Below are 11,922 nucleotides of genomic sequence, written 5' to 3'. Positions count from 1 at the left end.
GTCGACCATGTCCCCGGTAGCCATGCACATGAGCGACGGCCTGCTGAACGCGCCGACGTCCGTGGCGTTCCTGCTGATCGCCGCGATCGGGGTCGGGTTCGCTCTGGTGAGAGCGCGCGCCGACCTCGACGACAAGACCGCTCCCATGGCCGGTCTGGTCGCCGCGTTCATCTTCGCCGTGCAGATGATCAACTTTCCGATCCTGCCCGGCGCCAGCGGCCACCTGCTCGGCGGAGCGCTCGCCGCGATCCTGGTCGGACCATGGGTCGGCGCGCTGTGCGTGACGATCGTGCTCGTGGTGCAGGCGCTGCTGTTCGCCGACGGCGGTCTCACCGCGATCGGCACCAACGTCACCAACATGGCGTTGATCGGCACCGCGGTCGGGTTCTTCGTCGCGATGTCGATGAAGTCGTTGGTGCGCAAGAAGGGCGGCCTCGCGCTCGTCGCGTTCGTGTCCGCTCTGGTCAACACCGTGCTCGCCTCGGCCGGCTTCGTGGCCGAGTACGCGATCGGCGGAGTGGGCGGTGTCGAGATCGGCACGGTCGCGCTGGCGATGATCGGCCTGCACGTCCTGATCGGCATCGGTGAGGGGCTGATCACGGCCGCCACCGTCACGGCCGTGGCGTCCGTCCGGCCCGACCTGGTCCACCTGCTGCGGGGTACGCGGCCCGAGCTGGAGGTGCGGGCGTGAAGAAGTTCTTCGTCGGGTTCGCCGTCGTGTCCCTGCTGATCGCCGGCGTGCTGTCGTACTTCGCGTCGTCCGATCCGGACGGTCTGGACAAGGTCACCGAGGACACCGGTATCGCCCAGCACGCCCAGGAACACCCGTTCAGCGGTGGCACGTTCGCCGACTACGCGCTCGGCGGCGACTCCCGGTTCACCGGCCTGGCCGGCGTGCTCGGCGTGGTCGTCGTGCTGGCGCTCTCCTTCGGACTGTTCATGGTGCTGCGCAAGAAGTCCGTGCGATGAGCGCCGGGCACGCGCACGGCGCCTTACACCGGCCGGGGGACTCCGCCGTCCACCGGCTCGCCCCGCAGACCAAGATCCTCGCGGCGCTGGTCGCGGTGCTGTGCGTGGTGGCCACCCCGAGAGAGCAGTACTGGGCGTTCGGTGCCTACCTGGTGCTCGTCGTGTCCGTGTGGTTCGTCGCGCGCGTGCCGGTGCGCTGGTTCCTCGCGCGGTCGCTGATCGAGCTGCCGTTCGTGGTGCTGGCGGTGCTGCTGCCGTTCGTCGGCGCCGGCCCGCGCACCGACTTCCACGGGCTCTCGGTTTCCGTCGACGGCGCGCTGGCGGGGTGGAACATCCTCGCCAAGGGCACGCTCGGCGTGCTGGTGTCGTTGACGCTCGCCGCCACCACGGCGCCGAAGGATCTGTTGCTGGGGCTGCGGAAGCTGCGCGTTCCGGGCGTGATGATCACCATCGCGACGCTGATGCTGCGCTACGTCGAGGTGATCGCGGGGGAGGCGCGGCGGATGAGCGTCGCCCGTGTCTCGCGCGGCCACAACCCGCGGTTCCTCTGGCAGCTGGGCGCGACCGCGCGCGGCGTGGGGACGTTGTTCATCCGCGCCTACGAACGCGGTGAGCGCGTGCACCTCGCGATGGTCTCGCGCGGCTGGTCCGGCTCCGCCGTCGCGGGTTCGACCTTCACGCCGGAACGGCCGGCCGCTCCGGCGTTGACGGTCTCGCGGCTCGCGTACGCGTATCCCAACGGGCATCAGGCGTTGTACGGCGTCAACCTCACGATCGAGCAGGGGGAGCGGGTCGCGCTGCTCGGTCCCAACGGCGCGGGCAAGACGACGCTCGCGTTGCACCTCAACGGAGTCCTCTCCGGCGGGTCGGGTGAGGTGACCGTCGCCGGGCTGCCCGTCACCAAGGCGAACCTGCGGGAGATCCGCCGCCGCGTCGGGCTGGTCTTCCAGGACCCGGACGACCAGCTGTTCATGTCGACGGTCGGCGAGGACGTCGCGTTCGGGCCGGCCAACTTCGGGCTGTCCGATGTGGACGGACGCGTGCAGCGGGCGTTGCGGGCGGTGGGCATGGAGTCGTTCGCGGATCGCTCGCCGATGCACCTGTCCGGCGGTCAGCGCCGCCGGGTCGCGCTCGCGTCGGTGCTCGCGTGCGATCCGGAGATCCTGGTGCTGGACGAACCTTCGGCGAACCTCGAACCGGTGGCGCGCCGCGAGCTGGCCGAGGTGCTGCTCGGGCTGGACCGCACGATGCTGATGGTCACCCACGATCTGCCGTACGCGCTGCAGCTGTGCCCGCGCAGTGTGCTGGTGGACGACGGCGTGGTCGTCGCGGACGGACCGACGCGGGAGATCCTGCGCGACACCGAACTGCTGGCGCGGCACCGGCTGGAATTGCCGTTCGGTTTCGTTTTGGACTAAAGCGACACACTGACCCACACGATCTTCCCGCCGTCGAGCGTGGTGGTTTTCCCCCATGCGGTCGCGAGCCGTTCGAACGACGCGATCCCGCGACCGTGCGGGCCGTCGTGCCATGGCTCGTTGTCCCGGACCGTCACGACGAGGTTCGTGTGGAAGTGCTCGACCCGCACCGTGGGCGCCCCGGTGGTGTGCCGCAACGTGTTCTCGACCATCTCGCCGGCCATCAGCACGGCGCTGACGGTGGCGGGCCCGGCGTGCCAGCGGTCGCACACGCGCAGCACGAACCGCCGGGCCGCGTCGGCGACCCCGTCGCCGCGGGGCAGCTGGATCTCCTCGCGGCGGCGGGCCGGCGTGTGCGACCGGGCGTCGCGCACCGTCGCGTAGGTGTGCACGAACCGCCCGACACCGGTGCGCTCCAACAGTTTCCGGTGTTCAGTGGTGGTCGGTACCAGCACGAGCCGGACCCCGGACCACGGCGCGATCCGCACCCGTACGGTGGCGAACACGGCCGCGAGCGTGTCGCTGCCGATCTCGAACCGCTCGGTCAGCTCGACGACGAGAACGGCGGGTTGTTCGGCGACCTGTTTGAGCAGTCCGTCGCGTAGTTCGGCATACGTTGACAGGTCGAGCCGTCCGGTCGGAGAGACCAGGACGGTGTCACCCTCGTGCCTGGTCAGCAGGTCCATGCCTCCACACGTACCCGGTTTGCCGGTGACGTGCCAGAGGCCTGTTCCTACTGTGTCGACAGTGCGGCGACCAGCTCGTCGGTGCGCCCGAGCAAACGGGCCATGGCGATCGGGTTCATGTAGTCGTCATAGTGGACGATCATGCCGTCGCGCACCCGGACGACACCGAGCGCGGTGAACGTGTAGTGATCCTTCGCGGCCTTGGACCAGCCCTTGTGCGTGATCTCGGTGACGATCACCTCGGGATCGTCGGTCTGCCGGACGATGAGATCGACCTGCTCGATCTCCAGCACCTCGCGGTGCCGGCCCGCCTTCGCGAAGTGCGCGCGGATCGCCTCGCGGCCGACGAGCTCGGTCGGAAATCCCGGTGGCGCGAACCGATACTCCATCACGCCGTCCTCGGCGAACAGGTCCGCGAAGGGGATCGTGCTCTCGCCGGCGACCATGCGCCGGGTCTCCTCCGCGACGTCTCGTGGTGTGCGTGTCATCAGGACTCCCTAGAATCGGAACGGTGACCCCGTTTCGACGATACGGAACGCACGCCCCGGTTTGCAACCATGCGTGCTGACGCCCAGCGCAACCGCGCCAAAGTCCTGTCCGCCGCCGCGTCCGCCTTCGCGTCCGGCGGGTTCGGCGTGCCGCTCGACGAGATCGCCGCGCTGGCCGGTGTCGGCCCCGGCACCGTCTACCGGCACTTCCCGACGAAGGAGGCCCTCTTCCAGGCCGTGATGGAGGAACGGATCGCTTCCTTGATCGACTTCGCTTCCTCGTCGTCGGCCGATCCCGGCGCGGCGTTCTTCGCGTTCCTCGGCCGGATCGGGGAGGAGGCCGCGTTGAAACGCGACCTGTCCGACGCCTTCGTCGTGCCGTCGGATCTGCAGGCACGGCTGCACGAGGCGTTCAACGCGCTGCTGGTGCGGGCGCAGGCGGCGGGTGCGGTGCGTCGTGACCTCGAGTTCCCCGACCTGCTTGCGTTGCTGAAGGGCCTGCTGGCCGGGCTGGCCGAGACGTCGCGGCCGGAGCGGCTACTGGCCGTTGTGATGGACGGACTGCGCGCGTAGCGCCCGCTCCCGGCGTTCGGCCAGCACCGCGCTCAGGTATGCGTACGGGGGCAGGTTGTGCCTCGGCGCCGCGATGCGTTGTGCCACGTCGTCCGCCAGCGCGGTGCCGAGGGTCCACTGCGCCTCGGTGGACAGGTTGGCGAACCGCGCCAGGTAACTGCGCGCGGCGAGGGCGAGGTCGTCGGGCAGGGCGGTGAGGTCCAGCCCGGCGGCCCACGCGGCGAGCTCCGGCGGCATCAGGATCTGCGGCGCCTTCTCCTTCGGCACCCGCACGCGGATGACGACCGTGCCCGCGAGGTAGTCGCCGACGCGCTTGCCCTGCGTGGACGCCAGCGACACCAGCAGCGCCACCACCCCGCCCAGGCCCAGCGCCCAGAAGTCCACGAAGAACCCGGCCAGCCCGCGCACCAGCGCGTGCCGGAACCGGATCGGGCCGCCGTCGTCGCGCACCACGCGCAGGCCGAACACGAGCTTGCCCACGGTGCGGCCTCGGGTGAGCGTCTCCGTGAGGACCGGGTAGCCGATCAGGACCGAGATCGCCGCCACCAGGGCCGCGGCGCGCAGGAGTGCCGCGTCCTGCGGGGTCGGGAGGATCAGGTACAGGACGTAGAGGGTCGCCGCCTGGATCGCCACGTCCAGGCCGAACGCCAGGGCGCGGCTCGCCAGGCGGGCGGTGCGCAGCGAGACGACTACGGCTTCCCCGGTGACCAGATCTCCCACGCCTTTCAGCCTAATGTGAATGGCCGGGGTTGCCGGGCGGCTTTGTCGTAGTGTGGCTGACCATGCCCACACAGGACGACGTGCTCGGGTACTTCGACACCCTGTCGAACTGGGGACGGTGGGGCGATGACGACGAGCTCGGCACTCTGAACCACATCACCGACGACGTGCGGCTGGCGGCGGCGCGGGCCGTGCGCCACGGCCGGAGCGTGTCGTGTGCGTGGGAGGTCGCCGTACCGGAGGACATGGAGCGGTCGACCAACAGTTGCCCGTGCGCCGCCGACATGCCGGGTGCCGAGAACATGCCGGCCGCGTTCCACAACGACCGGCGCTGGGGCTTCTCGAACGAGCGGCTCGGCATCATGTTCCACGGCAACACCGTCACCCACGTCGACTCGCCGTGCCACATCTTCTGGGACGGCAGGACGTACAACGGGCGGTCGCACTCGGTGGTCGACGCCGAGACGGGATCGGCGTGGGCGGCCGTCACGGCGGCGGCGAACGGGATCGTCACGCGTGGTGTCCTGCTCGACATCGCGGCGGTTCGCGATGTGCCGTGGCTGGAACCGGGGCAGGGTGTGTTCCCCGAGGATCTCGAGGAGGCCGAGCGTCGCCAGGGCGTGCGGGTGCGCTCCGGTGATGCGGTACTCCTGCGGACCGGCTATGGCCGCTCCCGGCACGAGTCCGGTGCGTCCGGCGGTTTCACCCAGGCGGGCTGGCACGCGTCCTGCCTGCCGTGGCTGCACGAACGTGAGGTCGCGCTGATCGGCGCCGACACTCCCCAGGACGTTCAGCCGTCGGGGTACGACGACATCCTGATGCCGGTTCACGCCGTGGGGCTCGTCGCGATGGGTTTGTGGCTGCTCGACAACTGCGACCTGGAGGCGTGCGCGGCGACGGCCGGCGAGCTCGGCCAGTGGGACTTCCAGCTCGCGGTCGCGCCGGTCCGCTTCGCAGGCACATCCGGCAGTCCGGTCAACCCGATCGCCACATTCTGACTACTGTGCATGCCGTGGACCTGGACGTGTTCATCGCCGCGCACCGCGCCGAGTGGGATCGCCTGTCGGCCCTGGTCCGCCGCCAGAACTCCTTGCGCGGCCCGGAAACCGACGAGCTGATCACCCTCTACCAGCGCGTGGCGACCCACCTGTCGATGGTCCGCAGCCAGGCCCCGGACCCGGCACTGGTAGAACGCCTCTCCGCCCTCACGGCCTCGGCTCGGGGTGCGGTCACCGGATCACACGCCCCGGCGTGGCGCGAGGTCGGCCTGTTCTTCACGCAACGCCTGCCGGCCGCGATGTATCGGGCGTGGCCGTGGTGGGTTCCAACGGCAGCGGTGTTCCTGCTGGTCACGGCGGGCCTGGCGGCCTGGGTGGCGAACGACCCGACCGTGCAGGCGTCGATCGCCGCCCCGGAGGAGGTCCGCCAGCTCACGAAGGCCGGCGGTGACTTCGAGACCTACTACTCCAGCTCACCGGCGAGTTCGTTCGCCGCTCGCGTGTGGACGAACAACGCGTGGGTGGCCGCGGGCTGCCTCATGCTCGGCGTGCTGGGCGGTGTGCCGGTGGTGCTGATGCTCGCCGTCAACGCGGTCAACGTCGGGGTGAGCGGCGGCCTCATGTTCGCCGCCGGGCGGGGTGACGCGTTCCTCGGGCTCATCGCGCCGCACGGGTTGCTGGAGCTGACGGCGTTGTTCGTCGCCGCGGGCACCGGGCTCAAGCTCGGGTGGACGGTGATCGACCCGGGAGGGCTGCCGCGCGCGCAAGCCCTTGCGCGGCAAGGGCGAACGGTCGTGCTGATGGCGCTCGGGCTGACGTGTGTGCTGTTCGTGTCCGGGTTGATCGAGGCGTACGTGACGCCGAGCAAACTGCCGACCGAGGCGCGGATCGGCATCGGCATCGCGGCTGAGGCGGCGTTCCTCGTCTACGTCTTCTGGTTGGGGCGCAAGGCGGCGAAGGCAGGCGTGACCGGCGACCTCGACGAGCAGTACGCGGGCGACACCGCACCCGTGAGCTCGTGAGTGGTTTCCGTCGCTATAGCAACGGAAACCACTCACGACTAGAGCTTGCCCTGAGCTTTCAACGCGAGGTACCGGTCCGCCAGCGAGGGCGGTAGCTCGGCGGGCACGGCGTCCACCACGTCAACGCCGAGGCGCGTCAGCAATGCCTTGGCGTGCCTGCGTTCCGCCAGCGTCCGTTCCGCCGCGGCGGCACCATAGACCTCCGCAGCGTCACCGCGGCCGCGCGCCATCGTGGTCACGGCGGGGTCCGTCACCGACGCGACCAGCAGCCGGTGCCGGGACGCCAGCGCGGGCAGCATCGGGACCAGGCCCTCCTCCAGCGCGGCGGGGTCGAGGCCGGTCAGCAGCACCACCAGTGACCGCTGCCGGGCTCGGCGCAGCACCTCGGCGACCATGCCGCGCGCGTCGAACTCGACCAGTTCGGCGTCCAGCGGCGCCATCGCGGAGACCAGTTCGGGTAGCGAAGCCCGGCTCACCGAGGCACGGACCTGGCGGCTGTAGGCGATCAGATCGACGCGGTCACCGGCGTGGATCGCCAGCGCGGACAGCAACAGGGCGGCGTCCATCGCCGTGTCCAGCCGCGGCAGGCCGCCCAGCTCACCCGCGACGCGTCCGGCGGCGGTGCGCGCGGTGTCGAGGACGATCACGACCTGCCGGTCGCGTTCGGGACGCCAGGTTCGCACCATCACGTCGGTGGTGCGGGCGGTGGCGCGCCAGTCGATCGACCGCACGTCGTCGCCGATCACGTACTCGCGCAACGAGTCGAACTCCGTGCCCTGGCCGCGGACCAGCGACGCGCGGCGGCCATCCAGCTCCCGCAGCCGTTCCAGCAACGGCGGCAGATGCTTGCGGCTGTGGAACGGCGGCAGCGCGCGCACCGTCCACGGCACCGCGTGCGAGCCCTGCCGCGCCGCGACGCCCAGCGGCCCCAGTGAGCGCACGGTCACCCGTGACGCGATCCGGTCACCGCGCCGGACCGGTTGCAGCTCAACGGAAACCGTCCGCGATGCGCCAGCGGGTACGTCGACGGAGAACCGGTCGGAGACCACCCCGGCCGACGGCGGCCACGCGTCGCGCAGCACACCCCGCACGCGGCGGCGGCCGGGGTTGCGCACGGTCAGCGACACGGAAACCGTTTCACCGAGCCGAACCTGCGTGGCACCGGACCGGGTGAACGTCAAGGAACGCACCCTGCCCGCGAGCGCGAGATCGATCCCCACGCACACCAGAACCACCAGCAGCACCAGGAGAATCCCGGTCCACGACGGCATCGCGACACCGACGAACACCACACCGAGCAGCGCCAGCAGGCCGGCCCGGCCGGTCAGCGCCACGTCAGCGCGGAACCTGGACCGCGGCGAGCACGCCGTCCAGGATCCCGTCGGCGGTCGCGCCCTCCAGCGCGGCCTCGGGCCGCAGGTCGAGCCGGTGCCGCAACGCGGGGCGCGCCAACGCCTTCACGTCGTCCGGCGTCACGTACTCGCGGCCCGACAGCCACGCCCACGCGCGTGCCGCGGCCAGCAGTGCCGTCGCACCACGCGGTGAGACACCGAGCCGCACCGACGGCGACTGGCGGGTCGCGCGGCACACGTCCACGACGTACCCGATCACCTCCGGCGCCACGGTAACCGTGCGCACGGCGGCCGCGGCGGCGTCCAGGTGTGCCGCTCCCGCAACGGGTTTCAAACCGGACAGGTCCCGCGGATCGAACCCGGACGCGTGCCGCGTCAGCACGTCGATCTCCTGCTCGCGCGGCGGCACCGGCATGGTGAGCTTGAGCAGGAACCGGTCCAGCTGCGCCTCGGGCAACGGGTAGGTGCCCTCGTATTCAACGGGGTTCTGCGTCGCCACCACGATGAACGGCGCCGGCAACGGCCGCGCCCGGCCGTCGACCGAGACCTGCCGTTCCTCCATCGCCTCCAGCAGCGCGGACTGCGTCTTCGGCGGCGTGCGGTTGATCTCGTCGGCGAGCAGCAGATGTGTGAATACCGGGCCCTCGCGGAACGAGAACTCCGCGGAGTGCGCGTCGTACACCAGCGAGCCGGTCAGGTCGCCGGGCATCAGGTCCGGCGTGAACTGCACCCGCTTGTACGTCAGGTCCAGGGTCTGCGCCAACGCCCGCACCAGCAGCGTCTTCGCCACGCCAGGCACGCCTTCGAGCAACACGTGGCCGCGGCACAACAGGGCGAGGATCAGGCTGGTCACCGTGGCGTCGTTGCCGACGACGGCCTTCCCGACCTCGGCCCGCAGCGCCAGCAACGCTCCGCGCGCCTCGTCCACCCCCACGGTCGTAGTCACGAACACACCTCGTTCTCCAGAGCGTCCAAGTCGTCGGCGAGCCGGACCAGCGCGCGGTCGTCCCCAGGTTCCGGTCCGTAAAGCAGGGCAAGCACTTCGTCGCGGGAACGAGTCGTGATCTCGTCCGCCACCGCGGCCGGGGGAGCGTCGACCGGCAGTCCCAATGCGGCCACGATCCGGTCCCGCGAGGCCTGCCGCAGCAACGCCGCCGCGTGGCCCCGCGCTCGCGACCGCCGGTAGAGCCGGGCCCGCCCCTCGACCGTCTCCGCCGCGCGCACCACGACGGGCAGCGGTTCGGCGACCACCGGCCCCAGCCGCCGCGCCCGCCACAGCCCCAGCAGAACGATCGCCACGATCAGCTGGAGCAACCCGAACTTCCAGCCGTCGGGCAGCAGCGCGATGAGCGACCGCTGCTGACCGGGGTCGGCGACCGCGGGGGAGTACCAGACCAGCTTCTGGTGCCTGCCCAGCACCGTCATCGCCAGCGCCGCGTTCCCCTTGTCCGCCAACGACTTGTTCATCATCGGCGCACCCGTGCCGAGCAGCGTCACGGACCCGAGCCGCACCACGGAGCCGCCGTAGCACGAGTCGCCGCCGGTGTATTCGACGCCACCGGTCGTCGCCTCGCCGAACCGTGCCGCCCAGGCGCATCCCGGCTGCTGGTCCTGCACATCCGAGCCGCCGGCTACCTGTGCCCCTGGCGGGAGCCACTGGGTGGGTGCGACGAGCACGAGGTCGGCTGGTCTCAGGGCCGCCAGGTGTTCGGGGGCCAGGAGGTCGGGCCGGGTCACGAGCAGCGTCGCGTCGTCCACTGTGGACGGGGTGGTCTCGGTGAACTCGACCGTGACGCCCTGGCGTTCCAGGAGCTTCGCCAGCGCTCGGGTGCCCTGTTCGGTGGCCGATCGCGGGTCCAGCTCGCCGCCCTCACCCGGTGCGCTGAGGAGGGCGACGATCAGGCTGGAGGCGAGGATGACCAGCGCGACGAGGGTTGGGCCTTTGGCGACCGACCAGATGCGGCGCGCGTCGGGCGAGGTGGCGGTCATGGGAGGACTCGCGGAATTGTCGGACCCCATCGGTACTGTGGGCTTCGGGGGGACCTTTGTGCCCGCCAAGCGGTCGCGGTCATCCGCGCACCCGGTCGTCCACCGCGGCCACCCGCTGATAACTCTCCGCGGACGCGGCCCGCCCGCCGTACCAGATGTCGTCGAACAGCACGGCGGCCGCCCGCAACTCCCCGGCCAGCGCAGGCAGCTCACGCCCAGCGTCCGAAGCGACCTCGTCCACCGTGCGCCCGGCCCGCACGTCCAGCACCCCGCGCTGCTCCAGTTCCCGCACCAGCGCCCGGAACCGTTCCCGCACAGCCCCCGCGAAGTCCCCGGAGGCGAACGCCGCCTCGGCGGCAGAACGGTGCTCGGCGGCCGACAGAACGGTGGAGCCGAACACCGAACCGGACGAACGCGCCGCCCACCCGATCCGCCCACCCGCCAGCCGAATCACGACGACGAGCACGATCGCGAGCACCACGATCAGCAGCGCGATGCCACCGGAACCGCTCGCGGCGCCGAGCAGCTCGTTGAGCCGGTCGAGCAGCCACTCCAGCCCCTGCCGCAACCAGCCCGGCCGCGCCTGCGCGTAGATCGGATCGGCGAGCTCGCGAACCGCGGCATCGCGCGCCTCGTCCGGGCCGATGTCGACGGGAACGTCAGACCTGGCCACCGGCGGCCCGAGCGAGCTCGATGTCCATGCCCTCGCGGCGCATCCGGCGGTCGACGTACAGCAGCACGGTCACCGCCGCGCGGAACGGCTGGGTGATCGTGCCCGCGATCGCCCCGCCGATCGTGGCCAGCAGCAGCGCTCCGAACGTCATGACCTGCGGCCGGCCCTCGAGCAGCGCGTTGATGTCGAGGGTGCCCAGGTTGAACGGGATGCCGATGATGTTGCCGATGACCGACGCCAGGAACGCGGCGAGCAGCAGGATGCCGAACGTCCGCCACCACACGCCGTCCACCAGGAGCCGGGAGCGGCCGAACGACTCGCCGACCGTGCCGCGTTCGAGCACCAGCGCCGGGGTGACCAGGCTGAACATGACGGCCAGCCAGACGATCAGCGGGATCACCAGGAACGAGAGGAAGAACGACGCGAAGACACCCAGCACCACGGCCAGCAGGACGCCCGCCGCGATGATCAGGCCATAGAGGATGGTCGCGCCGAGCAGCCGCAGCAGCCGCGGCCGGAACTCGGCCCACGCCTCGCCGAAGGTGATCGGCTGGCCCAGCACCGCACGGCCCACGATGACCGTGATGTACCCGGAGAGGAACACCTGCCCGATGAGCGTGACGACCAGCCCGACCGTGCCGCTGATCAACCCGCTGGACAGGACGTCGAGGGCCATGTCCTGTTGCTGCTGCGGCGTGGCCGTGTTCGGGTCGATCGCCGCGAACCGGTTCAGGTCGTCGATCATCGGCCAGATGATGACCAGCGAGAGCAGCTGCGTCACCGCCACGACGATCGCCGAGACGCCCAGCACCGCCTTCGGGTAGCGCCGCATCGTGGTGATCGCGCCGTCCAGGATCTCGCCGACCCCGAGCGGCCGCAGCGGGATGATGCCCGGCTTGAACGCCTGTCGCGGCGGCTGGTACTGCCCGTAGTACTGCTGCGGCGGCGGCGCGGGAGGCGGAGTCTCGCGCTCGGGCCGCGCGTCGGGCGAGGACCACTCTGGTGTGTCGCTCATGATGGCGAGTAACCCCCGG

Annotated in this window: 14 protein-coding genes and 1 pseudogene; 7 read left to right on the top strand and 8 right to left on the bottom strand. The window is 71.0% G+C overall.

Annotated elements, in window-relative coordinates; translation table 11 throughout:
- Window positions 1-7 precede the first annotated feature (7 nt).
- From QSK35_RS04855 to QSK35_RS04840, 4 genes and pseudogenes are all read left to right on the top strand, one after another.
- Window positions 8-691, top strand: a complete 684-nt coding sequence (locus QSK35_RS04855; protein ID WP_285742714.1) for an energy-coupling factor ABC transporter permease — start codon at window positions 8-10, stop codon at window positions 689-691.
- Window positions 688-969, top strand: a complete 282-nt coding sequence (locus QSK35_RS04850; RefSeq protein WP_285742712.1) for a PDGLE domain-containing protein — start codon at window positions 688-690, stop codon at window positions 967-969. The genes QSK35_RS04855 and QSK35_RS04850 overlap by 4 nt, the downstream gene beginning before the upstream one ends.
- A pseudogene (gene cbiQ, locus QSK35_RS04845) lies at window positions 966-1,610 on the top strand (cobalt ECF transporter T component CbiQ); the annotation flags it as partial. The gene QSK35_RS04850 and the pseudogene cbiQ, both read left to right, overlap by 4 nt.
- Window positions 1,599-2,387, top strand: a complete 789-nt coding sequence (locus QSK35_RS04840; RefSeq protein WP_285743585.1) for an energy-coupling factor ABC transporter ATP-binding protein — start codon at window positions 1,599-1,601, stop codon at window positions 2,385-2,387. The pseudogene cbiQ and the gene QSK35_RS04840, both read left to right, overlap by 12 nt.
- Here the strand turns inward: QSK35_RS04840 and QSK35_RS04835 are convergent.
- Together QSK35_RS04835 and QSK35_RS04830 are read right to left on the bottom strand one after the other, a co-directional pair.
- A complete protein-coding gene (locus QSK35_RS04835; RefSeq protein ID WP_285742711.1) occupies window positions 2,384-3,073 on the bottom strand; it encodes an STAS domain-containing protein in 690 nt (229 codons plus the stop codon). The two genes, QSK35_RS04840 and QSK35_RS04835, sit on opposite strands and share 4 nt — an antisense overlap.
- Window positions 3,074-3,120: 47 nt before the next feature.
- Window positions 3,121-3,561 (bottom strand): nuclear transport factor 2 family protein, encoded by a 441-nt coding sequence (locus QSK35_RS04830; RefSeq protein ID WP_285742709.1) that lies wholly within the window; start codon window positions 3,559-3,561, stop codon window positions 3,121-3,123.
- Between the two features lie 69 nt (window positions 3,562-3,630).
- Here QSK35_RS04830 and QSK35_RS04825 point away from each other — a divergent pair, with 69 nt between their 5' ends.
- Window positions 3,631-4,134 (top strand): TetR/AcrR family transcriptional regulator, encoded by a 504-nt coding sequence (locus QSK35_RS04825; protein WP_285742707.1) that lies wholly within the window; start codon window positions 3,631-3,633, stop codon window positions 4,132-4,134.
- On the opposite strand, the gene QSK35_RS04820 is transcribed toward QSK35_RS04825, so the two are convergent.
- A complete protein-coding gene (locus QSK35_RS04820; protein ID WP_285742706.1) occupies window positions 4,099-4,854 on the bottom strand; it encodes an RDD family protein in 756 nt (251 codons plus the stop codon). The genes QSK35_RS04825 and QSK35_RS04820 overlap by 36 nt on opposite strands.
- 62 nt (window positions 4,855-4,916) lie before the next feature.
- Here QSK35_RS04820 and QSK35_RS04815 point away from each other — a divergent pair, with 62 nt between their 5' ends.
- Window positions 4,917-5,852, top strand: coding sequence for a cyclase family protein (locus tag QSK35_RS04815; protein ID WP_285742704.1), 936 nt, complete (start codon window positions 4,917-4,919; stop codon window positions 5,850-5,852).
- Between the two features lie 14 nt (window positions 5,853-5,866).
- Window positions 5,867-6,874, top strand: a complete 1,008-nt coding sequence (locus QSK35_RS04810; protein ID WP_285742702.1) for a stage II sporulation protein M — start codon at window positions 5,867-5,869, stop codon at window positions 6,872-6,874.
- A 38-nt stretch (window positions 6,875-6,912) separates the two neighbouring features.
- Here QSK35_RS04810 and QSK35_RS04805 read toward each other — a convergent pair whose 3' ends face one another.
- From QSK35_RS04805 to QSK35_RS04785, 5 genes are all read right to left on the bottom strand, one after another.
- Complete coding sequence (locus QSK35_RS04805; protein WP_285742700.1) at window positions 6,913-8,208, bottom strand: DUF58 domain-containing protein; 1,296 nt, start codon at window positions 8,206-8,208, stop codon at window positions 6,913-6,915.
- Window position 8,209: 1 nt separating this feature from the next.
- The gene (locus QSK35_RS04800; protein WP_285742698.1) at window positions 8,210-9,172 is read right to left on the bottom strand and encodes an AAA family ATPase; all 963 of its coding nucleotides are present in this window, start codon (window positions 9,170-9,172) and stop codon (window positions 8,210-8,212) included.
- Window positions 9,169-10,215, bottom strand: coding sequence for a DUF4350 domain-containing protein (locus QSK35_RS04795; protein WP_285742696.1), 1,047 nt, complete (start codon window positions 10,213-10,215; stop codon window positions 9,169-9,171). Before QSK35_RS04795 ends, QSK35_RS04800 begins: the two co-directional genes overlap by 4 nt.
- A gap of 79 nt (window positions 10,216-10,294) precedes the next feature.
- The gene (locus QSK35_RS04790; protein WP_285742695.1) at window positions 10,295-10,888 is read right to left on the bottom strand and encodes a DUF4129 domain-containing protein; all 594 of its coding nucleotides are present in this window, start codon (window positions 10,886-10,888) and stop codon (window positions 10,295-10,297) included.
- Window positions 10,875-11,903 carry a hypothetical protein gene (locus QSK35_RS04785; RefSeq protein WP_285742694.1) on the bottom strand — a complete coding sequence of 343 codons (1,029 nt, stop codon included), beginning with the start codon at window positions 11,901-11,903 and terminating at the stop codon, window positions 10,875-10,877. The genes QSK35_RS04790 and QSK35_RS04785 overlap by 14 nt, the downstream gene beginning before the upstream one ends.
- Window positions 11,904-11,922: the final 19 nt, after the last annotated feature.

The sequence above is a fragment of the Lentzea sp. NBRC 105346 genome, from assembly GCF_030269605.1.
Classification (GTDB): domain Bacteria; phylum Actinomycetota; class Actinomycetes; order Mycobacteriales; family Pseudonocardiaceae; genus Lentzea.
Note: the sequence above shows the minus strand (reverse complement) of the source record. Positions and strands in the feature narration are given on the sequence as shown.

Bases quoted from the DNA above. Each gene is read 5' to 3' on its own strand.
- QSK35_RS04855 (WP_285742714.1), top strand. From the start codon at position 8: ATGTCCCCGGTAGCCATGCACATGAGCGACGGCCTGCTGAACGCGCCG.
- QSK35_RS04840 (WP_285743585.1), top strand. From the start codon at position 1,599: ATGGTCTCGCGCGGCTGGTCCGGCTCCGCCGTCGCGGGTTCGACCTTC.
- QSK35_RS04835 (WP_285742711.1), bottom strand. From the start codon at position 3,073: ATGGACCTGCTGACCAGGCACGAGGGTGACACCGTCCTGGTCTCTCCG.
- QSK35_RS04830 (WP_285742709.1), bottom strand. From the start codon at position 3,561: ATGACACGCACACCACGAGACGTCGCGGAGGAGACCCGGCGCATGGTC.
- QSK35_RS04825 (WP_285742707.1), top strand. From the start codon at position 3,631: ATGCGTGCTGACGCCCAGCGCAACCGCGCCAAAGTCCTGTCCGCCGCC.
- QSK35_RS04815 (WP_285742704.1), top strand. From the start codon at position 4,917: ATGCCCACACAGGACGACGTGCTCGGGTACTTCGACACCCTGTCGAAC.
- QSK35_RS04795 (WP_285742696.1), bottom strand. From the start codon at position 10,215: ATGACCGCCACCTCGCCCGACGCGCGCCGCATCTGGTCGGTCGCCAAA.
- QSK35_RS04785 (WP_285742694.1), bottom strand. From the start codon at position 11,903: ATGAGCGACACACCAGAGTGGTCCTCGCCCGACGCGCGGCCCGAGCGC.